Annotated in this window: 15 protein-coding genes and 2 tRNA genes; 9 read left to right on the top strand and 8 right to left on the bottom strand. The window is 68.3% G+C overall.

Annotated features, from left to right (window positions below):
* Positions 1–144: 144 nt before the first annotated feature.
* A tRNA-Arg gene (locus ACIBG8_RS48845) sits at positions 145–217 on the bottom strand.
* A 764-nt stretch (positions 218–981) separates the two neighbouring features.
* On the opposite strand from ACIBG8_RS48845, the gene ACIBG8_RS48840 reads away from it, so the two are divergent.
* The gene (locus ACIBG8_RS48840; RefSeq protein ID WP_397350181.1) at positions 982–1,995 is read left to right on the top strand and encodes a D-alanyl-D-alanine carboxypeptidase family protein; all 1,014 of its coding nucleotides are present in this window, start codon (positions 982–984) and stop codon (positions 1,993–1,995) included.
* Here ACIBG8_RS48840 and mscL read toward each other — a convergent pair.
* Genes mscL through ACIBG8_RS48825 form a run of 3 tightly spaced genes read right to left on the bottom strand, consistent with a single transcriptional unit; the run spans position 1,992 to position 3,803 of the window.
* Entirely contained in the window at positions 1,992–2,390 is a 399-nt protein-coding gene (gene mscL, locus ACIBG8_RS48835; RefSeq protein WP_397350180.1) for a large conductance mechanosensitive channel protein MscL, read from the bottom strand. The two genes, ACIBG8_RS48840 and mscL, sit on opposite strands and share 4 nt — an antisense overlap.
* 22 nt (positions 2,391–2,412) lie before the next feature.
* Positions 2,413–3,003, bottom strand: coding sequence for an SAF domain-containing protein (locus ACIBG8_RS48830; RefSeq protein WP_397350179.1), 591 nt, complete (start codon positions 3,001–3,003; stop codon positions 2,413–2,415).
* Positions 3,003–3,803 (bottom strand): S-methyl-5'-thioadenosine phosphorylase, encoded by an 801-nt coding sequence (locus ACIBG8_RS48825; protein WP_397350177.1) that lies wholly within the window; start codon positions 3,801–3,803, stop codon positions 3,003–3,005. The genes ACIBG8_RS48830 and ACIBG8_RS48825 overlap by 1 nt, the downstream gene beginning before the upstream one ends.
* A 138-nt stretch (positions 3,804–3,941) precedes the next feature.
* On the opposite strand from ACIBG8_RS48825, the gene ACIBG8_RS48820 reads away from it, so the two are divergent.
* On the top strand, positions 3,942–5,909 hold the full coding sequence (locus ACIBG8_RS48820; protein WP_397350176.1) for an MFS transporter: 1,968 nt from the start codon (positions 3,942–3,944) through the stop codon (positions 5,907–5,909).
* On the opposite strand, the gene ACIBG8_RS48815 is transcribed toward ACIBG8_RS48820, so the two are convergent.
* The 3 genes from ACIBG8_RS48815 to ACIBG8_RS48805 form a co-directional block, all read right to left on the bottom strand.
* Complete coding sequence (locus tag ACIBG8_RS48815) at positions 5,906–6,175, bottom strand: FmdB family zinc ribbon protein (RefSeq protein ID WP_397350175.1); 270 nt, start codon at positions 6,173–6,175, stop codon at positions 5,906–5,908. The genes ACIBG8_RS48820 and ACIBG8_RS48815 overlap by 4 nt on opposite strands.
* A 66-nt stretch (positions 6,176–6,241) precedes the next feature.
* On the bottom strand, positions 6,242–7,747 hold the full coding sequence (locus ACIBG8_RS48810) for a potassium/proton antiporter (RefSeq protein ID WP_397350174.1): 1,506 nt from the start codon (positions 7,745–7,747) through the stop codon (positions 6,242–6,244).
* Between the two features lie 3 nt (positions 7,748–7,750).
* Positions 7,751–8,320 (bottom strand): 5-formyltetrahydrofolate cyclo-ligase, encoded by a 570-nt coding sequence (locus ACIBG8_RS48805; RefSeq protein WP_397350173.1) that lies wholly within the window; start codon positions 8,318–8,320, stop codon positions 7,751–7,753.
* 25 nt (positions 8,321–8,345) lie between these two features.
* Between ACIBG8_RS48805 and galU the strand changes: the two genes are divergently transcribed.
* From galU to ACIBG8_RS48770, 7 genes are all read left to right on the top strand, one after another.
* Positions 8,346–9,248 (top strand): UTP--glucose-1-phosphate uridylyltransferase GalU, encoded by a 903-nt coding sequence (galU, locus tag ACIBG8_RS48800; protein WP_397350171.1) that lies wholly within the window; start codon positions 8,346–8,348, stop codon positions 9,246–9,248.
* Positions 9,235–10,422: a gephyrin-like molybdotransferase Glp gene (gene glp, locus ACIBG8_RS48795; protein WP_397350170.1), complete on the top strand. Its 1,188-nt coding sequence runs from the start codon at positions 9,235–9,237 to the stop codon at positions 10,420–10,422. The genes galU and glp overlap by 14 nt, the downstream gene beginning before the upstream one ends.
* Complete coding sequence (moaC, locus tag ACIBG8_RS48790; protein WP_397350169.1) at positions 10,419–10,886, top strand: cyclic pyranopterin monophosphate synthase MoaC; 468 nt, start codon at positions 10,419–10,421, stop codon at positions 10,884–10,886. Before glp ends, moaC begins: the two co-directional genes overlap by 4 nt.
* Positions 10,883–11,362 carry a molybdenum cofactor biosynthesis protein B gene (locus ACIBG8_RS48785; protein ID WP_397350168.1) on the top strand — a complete coding sequence of 160 codons (480 nt, stop codon included), beginning with the start codon at positions 10,883–10,885 and terminating at the stop codon, positions 11,360–11,362. Before moaC ends, ACIBG8_RS48785 begins: the two co-directional genes overlap by 4 nt.
* A 325-nt stretch (positions 11,363–11,687) precedes the next feature.
* Positions 11,688–12,311 carry a GNAT family N-acetyltransferase gene (locus tag ACIBG8_RS48780; protein ID WP_397350167.1) on the top strand — a complete coding sequence of 208 codons (624 nt, stop codon included), beginning with the start codon at positions 11,688–11,690 and terminating at the stop codon, positions 12,309–12,311.
* 124 nt (positions 12,312–12,435) lie between these two features.
* The gene (locus tag ACIBG8_RS48775; protein ID WP_397350166.1) at positions 12,436–13,053 is read left to right on the top strand and encodes a hypothetical protein; all 618 of its coding nucleotides are present in this window, start codon (positions 12,436–12,438) and stop codon (positions 13,051–13,053) included.
* A gap of 50 nt (positions 13,054–13,103) precedes the next feature.
* Positions 13,104–13,177, top strand: a tRNA-Ala gene (locus ACIBG8_RS48770).
* A gap of 105 nt (positions 13,178–13,282) precedes the next feature.
* Here ACIBG8_RS48770 and ACIBG8_RS48765 read toward each other — a convergent pair.
* Complete coding sequence (locus ACIBG8_RS48765) at positions 13,283–14,116, bottom strand: SDR family oxidoreductase (protein ID WP_397350165.1); 834 nt, start codon at positions 14,114–14,116, stop codon at positions 13,283–13,285.
* Positions 14,117–14,144 lie beyond the last annotated feature (28 nt).

Raw genomic sequence — 14,144 nt, 5'->3', positions numbered from 1 at the left:
CCTGAAGATCGTCCCGCGTATGTCCCGCGATCATTGGCCTACGGCTGCATTTGGCTGCTCTCGGCCGCCTCTGCCCTGCATCTTCTCCTGTCACGCAAGGCGAGAAGATGCAGGTCAGACGACAAAATGCCTGGTCAAACCCTGTGCCCCCGGCATGATTCGAACATGCGACACCCGCTTTAGGAGAGCGGTGCTCTATCCCCTGAGCTACGGAGGCGGACCCCCCTAGCCTAGCGAAACTTCACCACTACATGCGCCCCCGCCCCGCACCAACTTCCGCTGTCTCGGTCATGGCTGCTCTGAGCTGGGGTAAAGGCATGGCAAGCGCCCCGCCTGCTCCTCCCAAGCCCTGGCTAACGTCGCCCTCGTGACCAGAAGGCGACGTCAACAAATGCGTACGCGACGGCCTGTCGTGTTGTTCGCGGCTCTCCTAGCCCCTGCGATTCTCGCGGGCGGATTGTTGGTGGGGGAGCTCACCGGCTATCCGTCGGCGACCCCGGAAAAGCCGGTGGTGAAGAAGGTGGGGAGTGCGGTGTTTGAGTCGGTCCTGGCTCCGCCGCCTAGTCCTGATCTGACCTATGAAGGGGTGGTTCCTGCACCTGTTCAGCCGGTGCATGAGTCTGCTGGCCCGCAGGCAGAGCCTGGGCCGGTCAGGGAGGACAGCACCGCTGTCGTGGTGCGGCGGTCGCCTTCGCGGCCGGTGCGCACCGGTACGGCGTGCCCTGGGGAGTGGGAGGACACGTGGTTGTGGGAGCTGTGTAGGGAGCACGAGCGAGGGCCTTCGTGAGCGATCCAGGCGAGCAGCGGGAGCGGAAGCCGTACAAATGGCTATTTGGGAACATAACGGCTCTCCAGAGTTGGGTCCGGGCATCGAGGGGGCTGTAGTAACGTGCGTGCCTGACCCAGGTAACGAGAGTGCAAACGGAGGAGTCGAACGTGCCATCCCCACGATCAGCGGGTCTGATCGCGGTCCTTGTGGCGATGACTTCTCTGTTCCTCCTCCCAGGGCAGCCCGCCGCAGCGCAGGCCAAGGACCCGGCCAACCTCACCGAGCTGCGCAAGGAAGCGGAGCGCAGCGCCAAGGAGCTCGAGGACGCCACCAAGGCGCTGGAGCAGCGGCGCGCGACCATCGCCGCCACCGAGAAGCAGCTCAAGGAGAAGCTCGACGCCCTGCAGGCCGCTGAGCGCAACCTGGCCGTGAGCCGCCGCCCCGTCGCGGAGATGGCGCAACTCCTCTACGAGGAGCCGTTCGGCCAGGGCGTGGTGCCGTTCATGACCGGCGAGGCGAACATCAAGACGCTGCGCGCGATGGCCGACTCCGGGCAGATGGTCGCGGTCCGTCAGCAGGCGGTCCAGCAGACCAGCCAGCTCTACCAGCAGACGGAGAAGCTGGCAGCGGAGGCGCAGGAGCTGCGCGCGGGCAACCTGCTGGCCGAGGCGCAGATGTCGGCCGAGATCGACACGCTGCGCAAGCGCTCCGACAAGGTCGTCAAATCGCTCACCGCCGCGCTGGTGAAGCTGGGCATCAAGATCGACAAAGTGGGGCGCGGCGCGCTCGGGTGCAACCCGCTGCAGGTCACGCTGGCCAACGACTATCCCAACGGCCTGATCCCGAGCAAGCTGCTGTGCCCGCTGCAGCAGCGCGGGCACCTGCTCAGGGCGGACGCCGCGATCGCGTTCGTCAGCCTCAACGAGGCCTACAGGAAACAGTTCGGCAAGCAGATCTGCGTCACGGACGCCTACCGGAGCCTGGCTGAGCAGCAGTCGGTCTATTACCGGCGCCCGGGCTTCGCAGCGGTGCCCGGGCGCAGCAACCACGGCCTGGGTCTGGCCGTCGACCTGTGCGGAGGGGTGCAGAACTTCCGTTCGGTCCAGTTCAACTGGCTGGAGAAGAACGGCAAGCGGTACGGATGGATCCATCCCGACTGGGCCTACAGCAGCCCCTTCGAGCCTTGGCACTGGGAGTATGACCCGAAGGCCGACTCGATCCTCTAGACGGGCGTGACCTGGGCGGAGCACGCCGCGCAGCGGCTGGCCGCCCTCGGGATCTCCGACAGGCACTCGGGGCAGTCGCGGTGTGTCGCCTCCTCCTTGCTCGCCGCCTTGTCCTTGTAGTGGGTGTACGGCTTCACGACCATGAAGTAGATGACGGCCGCGATCAGGATGAACGAGATGACGGCGTTGATGAAGTTGCCGTACATGAAGTTCGACTGGCCGATCGTGAACTTCAGCGTCGAGAAGTCTGGCAGCCCGCCGAACGCCGAGATCAACGGCGTGAGCAGGTCTGCCACGAAGGAGTTGACGATGGCGCTGAACGCGCCGCCGATCACGACCGCGATGGCCAGATCGATCACGTTCCCCTGCATGAGGAACTTCTTGAAACCACTCATGCAGCAGATCGTATCCAAGTGATCACTCTAAGTGGCGTTTGATGGTCAAGGACAGCCGCCCTCCGGCCTGGGCCGCGGCCAGCTGACCGGCTTGGGCGGTGGTGGTGGCGAGCACCACGAGCGCGCCGTGGTCGTCGTTCGTCGCCGGGGTGGCGAGCACGGTGACGTCGTCGGCGACGAGCTGGGCCGCCTGCCCGCCCTCCCACGCGGCCAGGACGCCCACCAGCGAGCCTGGGGCGATGAGCCGGGCCGCGTCCGGGTCGGCGATGCGAACGGGCGTGGCCACGGCGCCGGGCGGCAGCGCGGCGAGGAGGGCGGTGCCGACCAGGCGCACGTCGGTGAGCGGCTCGCCCCTGCGCATCGGCGCGGCCAGGACCCGGCCCACCGCGCCGGCCGTCAGCGCCCCATCGGGTACGGCGGAGCGCGGCAGAGCGGCGAGCGACAGGTCGGCGGTGCCCAGCACCCCGGGCGCGAGATCGCGCGCCGCGACCAGCACGGAGGCGCCGGGCTGCCCCGGCGCGAGCGCGGTAAGGACGCACAACAGGGACACGCCGACAAGCGCGGCGGCCACGAGGCGACGACGCCGACCGAACCGGCGGATCCAGGCACGCATCAGGGGAGGTCGAAGGGGAGCTTGATGCCGTCGAGCGCCGAGCCGCACGGGCACGTGCGATCCTCGGGCAGCGCCGCCACCGCGTCGGCCACCAGAGTGCGCATCCTGGCCACGTTGGTGGCGAAGAACGCCATGACCTCCTCGTGCGTGACCCCCTCGCCCGCCTCGACGCCCGCGTCCAGGTCGGTCACCAGAGACAGCGAGGTGTAGCAGAGCGCCAGCTCGCGGGCGAGCACCGCCTCGGGGAAGCCGGTCATCCCCACGATGGTCCACCCGTTGCCCGCGAACCACTGGGACTCGGCCCTGGTGGAGAAGCGCGGCCCCTCGATCACGACCAGCGTGCCGCCGTCGACGGTCTCCCAGCCACCGGAGCGCGCCGTCGAGACGGCCACCGTACGGCCTGAAGGGCAGTAGGGGTCGGCGAACGAGACGTGGACGGCGCCGTTCATGTCGTAATAGGTCTGCACACGGCTGGACGTGCGGTCGACCAGCTGGTCGGGGATGACGATCGCGCCGGGTCCGTGCTCGGCGCGCAGCGAGCCGACGGCGCTCGGCGCCAGGACCTGGCGCACACCGAGCGAGCGCAGCGCCCACAGGTTGGCCCGGTAGGGGATGCGATGGGGCGGGAAGCGATGGTCTCTGCCGTGTCTGGGGATGAAGGCGACGGAACGCGAGCCGACCCGTCCCACGGTGACGACGTCGCTCGGCGGGCCGTAGGGCGTCGTCAGCTCGATCTCCTCCGCGTCGTCGAGCAGGGAGTAGAAGCCGGAACCGCCGATCACACCGATGTCTGCGCGCATGCAGCAGAGATTAGCGGGAAGGCGCGGAAGCGCGAGGGGTCGAGCCCGGCCTGTGGACAACTCGCGAGCAAGCGTAGAACGCTGTGGACAGACCACTCCGGAAAGTAGTCAAACAATCACGGATTGTATGATCCGGACATGCGGCAAAAGGGCCTAGGCCTCATCATCATCGCGCTCATGCTGGGCATGTTGCTGGCGGCGCTCGACCAGACGATCGTCTCGACGGCGCTGCCGACGATCGTCAGCGATCTGGGCGGGCTGGAGCAGCTGTCGTGGGTGGTCACGGGCTACATGCTGGCCTCGACGGTCTCGACGCCGCTGTGGGGCAAACTGGGCGACCAGTACGGCAGGAAATCGCTGTTCCTGGCCGCGATCGTCATCTTCCTGGTCGGTTCCGCGCTGTGCGGGCTGAGCCAGAACATGGGCCAGCTGATCGCGTTCCGCAGCCTCCAGGGGCTGGGGGGCGGCGGCCTGATGGTGCTGGCCCAGGCGATCGTCGGCGACGTGGTCCCGGTCCGCGAGCGTGGACGCTACCAGGGCTTCTTCGGCGGCGTCTTCGCCGTCTCCAGCGTGATCGGCCCGCTTCTCGGCGGCCTGTTCGTCGACCACCTGTCCTGGCACTGGGTGTTCTACATCAACCTGCCGATCGGCGTCATCGCGCTGATCGTGATCGCCGCCGTGCTCCCCGGCAAGAGCGAGCGCACCAAGCACAAGATCGACTACGCGGGCATCGTGCTGCTCGGCGGCGCCACGTCGTGCCTGGTCCTGATGACGACCTGGGGCGGAACGACCTATCCGTGGAGCGACCCGGTCATCATCGGGCTCATCGCCGCCGCGCTCCTGATGGTCGGCCTGTGGGCGCTGGTCGAGATGAAGGCCAAGGAGCCCGTGCTGCCGCTGCGGCTCTTCAAGCTGCGGGTGTTCAACATGTCGTCGGCCGTGGGATTCGTGGTCGGTTTCGGCATGTTCGGCGCGCTGACCTATCTGCCGCTGTTCATGCAGGTCGTGTACGGAGTGACCGCCACGATGTCCGGGCTGCACCTCCTGCCGATGATGGTCGGAATGCTCGGCATGTCGATCATCAGCGGCCAGCTCATCGCGAAGACCGGCCGATACCGGGTGTTTCCCATCGTGGGAACGGCCATAGCCACCGTCGGCATGTATCTGCTCTCCACGCTGACCGAGCACAGCTCGACCCTGACCATGGGCATCTACCTGTTCATTCTGGGCAGCGGCCTCGGGCTGGTCATGCAGGTGCTGGTGATCGTCGTGCAGAACGCCGTCGGCTACGAGGACCTGGGTGTGGCCACCTCGGGCGCCACGTTCTTCCGCTCGATCGGCGGCTCGTTCGGCGTCGCCGTACTCGGATCGATCTTCACGTCGCGGCTCAACGACGAGCTGACCAAGGTCGTCGCGACCACCCCCATGCCGCCGGGGTTCGACCCGTCGAGGGTGCAGGCGGATCCGACGGTCATCCAGACCCTGCCCGCCGTACTCAAAGCGGACTTCCTGCACGTCTATGCCGACGCGATCTCGTCCGTTTTCACGGTGGCCACGCCGATCGTGTTCGTGGCGTTCCTGCTGTCCTGGTTCATCCCGGAAGAGAAGCTCAGGGAGACGATCAAGGCCGTCGACATCGGCGAGGGCATCGGCGCCACCTCGGCGGAGCGGTCGTCGCTGGCCGAGGTCGAGCGGGGTCTCGTCCGGCTGGCGGACGCGGACCTGCGCAAGGACTACTACACCAGGCTCGGCGCCATGGCGGGGCTCGACGGCGTGCCGCCGCAGAGCGTCTGGGTGGTCGCCAGGCTGGGCGGCGAGGGCTGGGTCCTGGCCAACGACCTGGCGCGGCGCGCAGAGGTCACCAGGGCGGAAGGCCGGCCGTACGTCGACCAGCTCGTGGACAGGGGGCTGGTCAGGCGGTCGGCGGACGGCGAGTCACTGCGGCTGACGGCGCAGGGCGACCAGATGGCCGAGCAACTGCTCGGTCACACGCGCGACGGCTTGAAACGCCTGGTCGCGGACTGGGGGCCGAGCCCTGAGCTGGACGAGCTGCTCGATCGCATCTCGCCAGAACTGCTCGGCGCGCAGTCGGACAGACCGGACTAGCTGGTCGTCGAGGCGGGAGCGGGCGCGCTCTCGGTCTTCGTCTCGGCGGGCTTCGAAGGCGTGGTGGTCGCCGGGGTCGACGTGGAGGACGAACGGTTGTCCGTACGGTAGAAACCGCTGCCCTTGAACACGATGCCCACGGCTGAGAAGACCTTGCGCAGCTCACCCTGGCAGTTGGGGCAGACGGTCAGCGCGTCGTCGGAGAACTTCTGGACGACCTCCAGCTGCTCACCACAGTTGTTGCAGGCGTACTGGTAGGTGGGCACGCGCTCCTCCTCTGGACTGGCACTCGACCTATGCGACTGCTAATGCTAACCGATGAGGTCAAACTTTCATTCCGAGCCCTGCTCACCGTGCCATCCGGCCAGCTTGCCGCGGCGCCCCACCGCGCGCAGCCGCCGTTCGACCTGGTCGCGGCATTCCGCCGTCGTCACGACGAGCAAGAGGTCGTCCGCCCGGATTCTGGTGGTGTCTGTGGGTACGGAGGACTTGCCGTCACGCACGATCAGCGTCACAGCGGCTCCGGCGGGCAGGCGCAGCTCGAAGACCTCCACGCCGTGCAGTTTCGACCCCGGGGGCACCTTGACCTGCAGGAGGTCGGCGTTGAGCTCCTCCAGCGGCGCTGACTCCACCTCGATGTCGCGCGCCTCGCCCGGCGCCGTCACGCCCAGGAGCCGCGCGAAGAACGGCAGCGTCGGCCCTTGGAGCAGGGTGAACACGATGACGATCACGAAGACCAGGTTGAAGATCGCCTTCGACCCCTCGACTCCAGCGGCCCAGGGGATGGTCGCCAGGACGATCGGTACGGCTCCGCGCAGACCGGCCCACGACAGGAATGCCTGCTCACGCAGGTTGATCCGGTCGAAGCGCAGCACCCAGGCGATCAGCGCGCACACCACCACGGACAGCGGCCTGGCCAGCAGGACGAGGACCGTTCCAGCTATCAGCCCAGGTGCGACGGACGAGGACATCTCACTCGGAGTCGCCAGCAGACCGAGCATCACGAACAGCCCGATCTGCGCGAGCCAGGCGGCGCCCTCGGCGAAACCCCTGGTGGCGGCGCGGTGCGGCAGCCTGGCATTGCCGAGGATCAGCGCGGTCACGTAGACGGCCAGGAATCCGGAGCCGTGCAGCAGTACGGCGCCGCCGTACGCGACGAAGGTGAGCGCCAGGACGGCGATGGGATAGAGGCCGGAGGCGGGCAGGGCGACGCGGCGCAGCGTATAGGCGCCCACCGGGCCGACGGCGAAGGCGACGGCCGTGCCGATGACCAGTTCGAGCAGGGTCTCCAGGACGAACTGCGCGAAGCTCGGCATTGGCTTGGAAACCTGGCTCAACAGCACCACCACGATGACCGTGGGAGCGTCGTTGAAACCGGACTCCGCCTCGAGGATCCCGGCCAGGCGCGGCGGCAACGGCAGGCGGCGCAGGACGGAGAAGACGGCGGCGGCGTCCGTGGAGGCCAGGACGGCGCCCAGGATGAGCGCGGCGCGCCAGTCAAGGCCCAGCAGTCCCTGGACGGCGAGCGCCACGACCACGATGCTGACGCCCACTCCGGCCGTCGCCAGGACCAGTGCGGTGGGGACGGACCCGCGCACGTGGCGCCAGTTGGTGGTCAGACCGCCCTCGGCCAGGATCAGCGCCAGGGCGGTCAGCCCGAGCTGCTGCGCCAGGCCGGGGTCGTTGAACTGGATCCCGGCGCCCGAGCTGCCGAGCAGGAGGCCGAAACCGAGGAAGAGCAAGAGGCTGGGCAGGCCGCTACGGTGCGCCACACGTACGGACGCGATGGCCGCGATGACCACGACGGCCCCGAGCAGCAACCAGACATCTAGCTCCATGGTTCACATAAGCCTAGTGATCCCCTCGGGGGTCGCCGCAATGCGGACCGGCTGGTCGTGCGGTTCAGCGGGAACGCCGTCGATCAGCTCGCCGCCGTGGAGGAGCGCGACCGTGGGCACGTTGGGCCCGACCCTGGCCAGAGCGCGGTCGTAGGAGCCGCCGCCGCGGCCCAGCCGTACGCCCGTGCCGCGGTCGACGGCCAGCGCCGGGACGAGCACCAGCGCGGCGGTGCGGATCGCGTCCACGCCGCGTCTGGTGTCGATCGGCTCCATGATCCCGGAACGTCCCGGGCTGAGGGTGTCGGGACCGTCATAGACCGCCCAGTCCAGATCGTCGTCGGGGTTATGCACAGGCAAGATCACCGTGGCGCCGTGTTTCCACAGGGCGAAGATCAGGCCATGCGTGTCCGGCTCGCTCCCGGTAGACCAGTAGCACGCCACCAGCCCGGCCATCTGGACCCACGGCTGATCGAGGAGGGATTCACGGATGCTCGTCGCGTTTGCCCGTCTTTGCTCCGGGGAGAGTGAGGCGCGCGCCTCGATAAGCTCTCGGCGCAGCGTCAGCTTGTCCACAGATACCTCCACTAGGGTCTACACCATGGCTGACTTCGACCCTGTGACGAAAGCCGTCGTGCCCGCCGCGGGTCTGGGCACCCGGTTCCTTCCCGCGACCAAGGCGACACCCAAAGAGATGTTGCCGATCGTCGACAAGCCCGCGATCCAGTATGTCGTCGAGGAGGCGGCCTCCGCCGGGCTCCTCGACGTGCTGATGGTGACCGGCAAGAACAAACGGTCGATCGAGGACCACTTCGACCGCGCCTTCGAGCTGGAGGAGGCGCTGGAGGCCAAGGGCGACGACGAGCGCCTCTCGCAGGTGCGCGAGCCCGCGTCCCTGGCGACCCTCCACTATGTACGGCAGGGCGAACCCAAGGGCCTGGGCCACGCGGTCCTGTGCGCCAAGCAGCACGTCGGCGACCACCCGTTCGCCTGCCTGCTCGGCGACGACCTCATCGACTACCGCGACGAGCTGCTCAAACGCATGATCGAGGTGCGCAGCACCTATGGCGGCAGCGTCATCGCGCTCATGGAGGTCCCCAAGGAGCAGGTCTCCCTGTACGGCGTGGCCACCATCGCGCCCACCTCGGAGGACGACGTGGTGCGGGTGACCGACCTGGTCGAGAAGCCGTCGGTGGACGAGGCGCCGTCCAACTGGGCCGTCATCGGACGCTACGTCATCGACCCGGCGGTCTTCGAGGTGCTCGAGAACACCCCTCCGGGGCGCGGCAACGAGATCCAGCTGACCGACGCGCTGCGCACGCTCGCCGGGCGTTCGACCGCCGAGGGCGGGCCGGTGCACGGCGTGCTGTTCCGCGGACGCCGTTACGACACCGGCGACAAGCTCGACTACCTGCGCACGGTCGTGCGGTTCGCCGCCGACCGGCCTGACCTGGCGCCCGAGTTCGTGCCGTGGTTGCGGGAGTTCCTCGATGAAATCAGTTGACACCCACCTCGCCGAGATCCTGGCGACGGTGCGCACGCTCGCGCCGCTGGAGCTGGAGCTCGAACGGACGCTGGGCACGACGCTGGCCGAGGACATCGTGTCCCCGGTGGCGCTGCCGCCCTTCGACAACTCGGCCATGGACGGCTATGCCGTACGGGCCGAGGATGTCGCCGGAGCGCCGGTCACGCTGCCGGTGATCGACGACGTGGCCGCGGGCTCCGACGAGCTGCGCGCCATCGGTCCTGGTCACACCGTACGGATCATGACGGGGGCGCCGCTGCCCGCGGGCGCGGACGCGGTCGTGCCGGTCGAGTGGACCGACGGCGGCACGGCCAACGTCACGATCAACCGGCCTGTCCCGCTCAACAACGCCATACGCAGGTCGGGCGAGGACGTGCAGGCCGGCGACGTCGTGCTGAGGGCGGGCACGCACATCGGCGCGGCCCAGCTCGGCATCATCGCCGGGGTGGGGCGCCGCCGGGTGTGGGTGCGCCCGCGCCCGCGTGTGGTCGTCCTGTCCACCGGCGCCGAGCTGGTGGAGCCGGGGGCCAAGCTGGGTCCGGGCCAGATCTGGGACTCCAACAGTTTCACGCTCACCGCGGCCGTCCGCGAAGCCGGCGGTGACGGCTTCCGCGCCGGTACGGTGGCCGACGATCCCGCCGTCTTCCTCGACCACCTCGACGCGCAGCTCGTGCGCGCCGACGCGATCATCACCAGCGGCGGCGTCTCGATGGGCGCCTACGAGCCGGTGAAGGAGGCGCTGTCGCCGCTGGGCACGGTGCGGTTCGAGAAGGTGGCGATGCAGCCGGGCATGCCGCAGGGGTTCGGCGTCGTGGGCGAGGACCAGGTGCCGATCTTCACGCTGCCCGGCAACCCGGTGTCGTCGTACGTGTCGTTCATGCTGTTCGTCCGTCCCGCGCTGCGCAAGATGCGCGGGCTGCCCGCTGGGCCGCCCGAGACGGTGACCGCGCACGTCATCGGCCCGCTGCGGTCGCCGGACGGCAAGCGCTCCTACCTGCGCGGGGTGCTGGCCGACGACGGTACGGTCGCGCCCGTGCACGGCCAGGGTTCGCACCAGCTGGCCGCGCTGGCGTCGGCCAACTGCCTCATCGTGGTTCCCGAGTCGGTGACCGAGGTGCCGTCAGGCGCGTCTGTGCAGGTGATCAGGCTGTGAGTTTCACCCATCTGGACGAGTCCGGGGCGGCGCGCATGGTCGACGTCTCGGCCAAGGACGTTTCCGTCCGTACGGCTACCGCCACCGGCAGGGTGCTGCTGTCCGCCGAGGTCGTGACGTTGCTGCGGTCGGGGGAGGTGCCGAAGGGCGACGCGCTGGGGGTGGCGCGGATCGCGGGGATCATGGGGGCGAAGCGGACGCCTGACCTGATCCCGCTGTGCCATCCGATCGCCCTGCACGGGGTCAACGTGACGCTCGACGTGGTCGACGTGGGGGTGGAGATCACCTGCGTGGTCCGTACGGCCGATCGGACCGGGGTGGAGATGGAGGCGCTCACCGCGGTAACGGTGGCTTCGCTGGCGTTGATCGACATGGTGAAGGCGGTGGATCCCGCTGCGGTGATCACCGATGTGCGGGTGGAGGAGAAGACGGGCGGCAAGACCGGACACTGGACTCGGCCATGATCCGGGCGTTGGTGATCACGGTGTCGAATCGCGCGTCGGCTGGGGTTTATGCCGACAAGTCGGGGCCGTTGTTGGTTTCGTTGCTTTCGGCGGTTGTGGATGGCGTCGTGGACGGGCCGACGGTGGTGCCGGACGGGGACGCGGTGGAGGCGGCGCTTCGGGCGGGGGTTGCTTCCGGGTATGACGTGATCGTCACTACGGGAGGGACTGGGCTCACGCCGCAGGACCTCACGCCGGAGATGACGGCTCGGGTGATCACTCGGGAGGTGCCGGGGATCGCTGAGGCCATTCGGCAGGTCAATCGGGAGAAGGTGCCTGCTTCTGTGCTTTCCCGGGGGTTGGCTGGGCAGGCTGGGTCTACGTTGATCGTCAATCTGCCTGGGTCTTCTGGTGGGGTTCGGGATGGGATGGCGGTGCTGGGGACGGTTCTCCAGCATGCGGTGGATCAGATCCGCGGCGGGGACCACCCGCGCTGACCCCCGGGGATCTCCCTTGCGACCTTCGCCTCCTCACGACCTTCGCCTCCTCACGACCTTGACCCCTGAGGACCTTCGCCTTCTTGGGACCTCTGCTCCTCTCTCCTTGCGAAAGGAGATTTGTGCGGGAGGTCTTTCTGCTGGGTGCCCTCTGGGGGCGGCACGGCTGGGGCGTATCTCTCGGGGGTGACGCCGTTCTGTGGGGCAGGCCGTTCCCCGATGTGAGGGTCGTCGCTGGTGGGTCTTGTGGGGGGAATCTGCGACGCGGCTGATCGCGCGGCCGGATTCGTGGCGACTTCGTGTCCGTTCGGGGGATGATGACTGTGTGGATCGACTTCGTGGCTGGCCTGCGACGCTGAGCGAAGGGCCGGTGAGCCTTCGGCCGTTGCGGCTGAGGGATGTGCGCGTCTGGCGCGACACCCGGCTGCGTAACGCCGACTGGTTGCGTCCCTGGGAGCCGAGCAACCCGGAGACGCCGCTCTTCAGAACCGGCCTCGGGCCGTACGTCTCCATGGTCGGCACGCTGCGCCGCGAGGCCAGGCAGGGCCTGTCACTGCCCTGGGTCGTCACCTATCAGGGGCGTTTCGCCGGACAACTCACCGTAGGTGCGATCGTGTGGGGTTCCGCCAGATCCGCGCAGGTGGGCTACTGGGTGGACGGCGCGCTCGCCGGGCGCGGCATCACGCCGACCGCGCTGGCCATGGCCGTCGACCACTGCTTCTTCACCACCGGGCTGCACCGCATCGAGGCCAACATCCGCCCCGAGAATCACGCCAGCCGCCGGGTGGTTGAAAAGCTCGGCTTCAGGGAAGAAGGCATTCGGCGTCGCCAACTTCACATCGATGGAGCCTGGCGCGACCACATCTGCTACGCGCTGACTGTGGAGGACGTCCCTCGCGGCTTGCTCGTTCAGTGGCGTCGCGCGAGATCTTCAGTAGAAGAGGTTTGACGATCTCGCGACACACCGCACCGAATGCTCGTCAATTAGTGACACGCGGTCTTACGGTGCGTGACGTGAGCACATTCAAGACGCCATCAGTCGCACGGCGTTTTGATGCTGCCCGGAGGTGGCCGTGAGTCCGGTCTTCCTCTATTTGGCCATCGTGGTGATGTGGCTGTGTGTCCTGGTTCCCATGTGGTTGCGCAGGGACAAGAGCAACCTCGCCGAGATCGAGGAGTTCTACGCCGCCGAGCACGTCGAGCCGGTCGAGCCCGTGGAGCCCGAGATCGAGCAGGTCGCTGGCGCCTCGCTCATGGAGCCTGAGCGGGTCGAGGAGGACACGCCCACGCTTGAGCGTACGCCGGCGGAGATGCGGCACATGCGGGCCAGGCACCGCGCGATCATCGTAGCCCGTCGTCGCCGGCTGCTGTTCTTCTGCACCCTCCTGATGATCGCCTCGGTGATCACCGCTGCCGTGAAGATCATCCCATGGTGGGGGATCGCTCCGTCCATCGTGGTGATGGGCGCGTACATGACGTTCCTCCGCATTGCCACGGGGGTCGACAGGGAGCGGCGGCAGCGCGCCATGGCGGCTCGCGCGGAACGGCAGCGCCGGATCCGCGAGCGGCGGCGGCTGGAGGAGCTGGCGGCGCAGCAGGCCGAGGCCGAGATCATCGAGTTCACGGCCCGTCAGGGGGACGTGCTCTTCGATCAGTACGCGGAACCGCCACGGCGCGCGGTGGGCGACTGAAATGTGTGGCGCGAGGACCCCCGGGAGTTTGCTAATCTGGTCAGGTCCTTGGGGATGTAGCGCAGTCCGGTAGCGCACTTCGTTCGCATCGAAGGGGTCAGGGGTTCGAATCCCCTCATCTCCACCCAGGTCAAAGGCCACTTCTGAACACTCAGAAGTGGCCTTTTTCGTTGCCGGGTGACAACGCCCAGGCTTGCGGTGGTGGTCGACGCGCCCGCCAAGGTAGACGTCAGCGGAAGGCTGGGGCGTTGCGCTTGGCCCAGTCGGCGAAGGTGCCGGGGGCGCGGCCGAGGATCCTTTCGACGTCGGGGCTGACGGTCTGCTCGCGCGGGGTCGGGGTGCCGAGGATGTCCAGGGTGGTCTCGGCCACCGGGGCGGGCATGAAGGTCAGGAGCTGCGTGCGGGCCTCGTCCCGGGTTTGGGTGACGAAGGTGATGGGCTCGCCGATGGCGTCGCTGAGGGCTGCGGCGCGCTGGCGTGGCGTGGTCGGGGCGGGGCCGGTGAGTTCGTAGATCGCCTTGGTGTGGCCCGGCTGGGTCAAGGTGACGGCGGCTACGGCGGCGATGTCGTCGGGGTCGATCACCGGGAGGCCGACCTCCGTGAAGGGGGCGGCGGCTGTGCGGCTGGCCTTGATGGACGGCGCCCAGGCGTAGGCGTTGGTGGCGAAGCCGCCCGGCCTCAGGATCGTCCAATCGGTTCCGGAGTCCATGACGGCCTGCTCGAAGGCGGCGAAGGCGCGGCCGTGGGACAGGGAGTCCGGGCGGCTGGCCACTCCCTGGGAGGAGAGCAGGACGATCCGGCCCGCTCCGGCGAACCGGGCGACGACCTGGGCGGGGTCGCCGGCCATCATCAGGTCCCCGCCCACCAGGAGGAACACCGCGTCCGGCCCGCTGGGCAGGTGGGGGGACGGTTGCGCGAGGTCGGTGGCGATCGTGTGAACGCCCTGCGGGACGTCGGTCTGGGCGATGCGGCGGGAGACGGCGGTCACCTCGTGGCCCTGCTCGGCGAGGATGCGGACCAGCGTGCGGCCGACGTTCCCCGTGGCGCCTGTGACGACGATCATTGAAATCTCCAAAATTAGTTAGTTGGCT

The sequence above is a fragment of the Nonomuraea sp. NPDC050556 genome (assembly GCF_044457355.1).
In the GTDB taxonomy this organism is placed as follows: Bacteria; Actinomycetota; Actinomycetes; order Streptosporangiales; family Streptosporangiaceae; genus Nonomuraea.
This window is presented reverse-complemented; position numbering and strand designations above follow the sequence as displayed.

Coding starts and splice junctions, on each gene's coding strand:
- ACIBG8_RS48825 (WP_397350177.1), bottom strand. CDS start 3,803: ATGCGCGCAGACATCGGTGTGATCGGCGGTTCCGGCTTCTACTCCCTG.
- ACIBG8_RS48820 (WP_397350176.1), top strand. CDS start 3,942: ATGCGGCAAAAGGGCCTAGGCCTCATCATCATCGCGCTCATGCTGGGC.
- galU (WP_397350171.1), top strand. CDS start 8,346: ATGGCTGACTTCGACCCTGTGACGAAAGCCGTCGTGCCCGCCGCGGGT.
- ACIBG8_RS48840 (WP_397350181.1), top strand. CDS start 982: ATGACTTCTCTGTTCCTCCTCCCAGGGCAGCCCGCCGCAGCGCAGGCC.
- ACIBG8_RS48810 (WP_397350174.1), bottom strand. CDS start 7,747: ATGGAGCTAGATGTCTGGTTGCTGCTCGGGGCCGTCGTGGTCATCGCG.
- mscL (WP_397350180.1), bottom strand. CDS start 2,390: ATGAGTGGTTTCAAGAAGTTCCTCATGCAGGGGAACGTGATCGATCTG.
- glp (WP_397350170.1), top strand. CDS start 9,235: ATGAAATCAGTTGACACCCACCTCGCCGAGATCCTGGCGACGGTGCGC.
- ACIBG8_RS48765 (WP_397350165.1), bottom strand. CDS start 14,116: ATGATCGTCGTCACAGGCGCCACGGGGAACGTCGGCCGCACGCTGGTC.
- ACIBG8_RS48830 (WP_397350179.1), bottom strand. CDS start 3,003: ATGCGTGCCTGGATCCGCCGGTTCGGTCGGCGTCGTCGCCTCGTGGCC.
- ACIBG8_RS48785 (WP_397350168.1), top strand. CDS start 10,883: ATGATCCGGGCGTTGGTGATCACGGTGTCGAATCGCGCGTCGGCTGGG.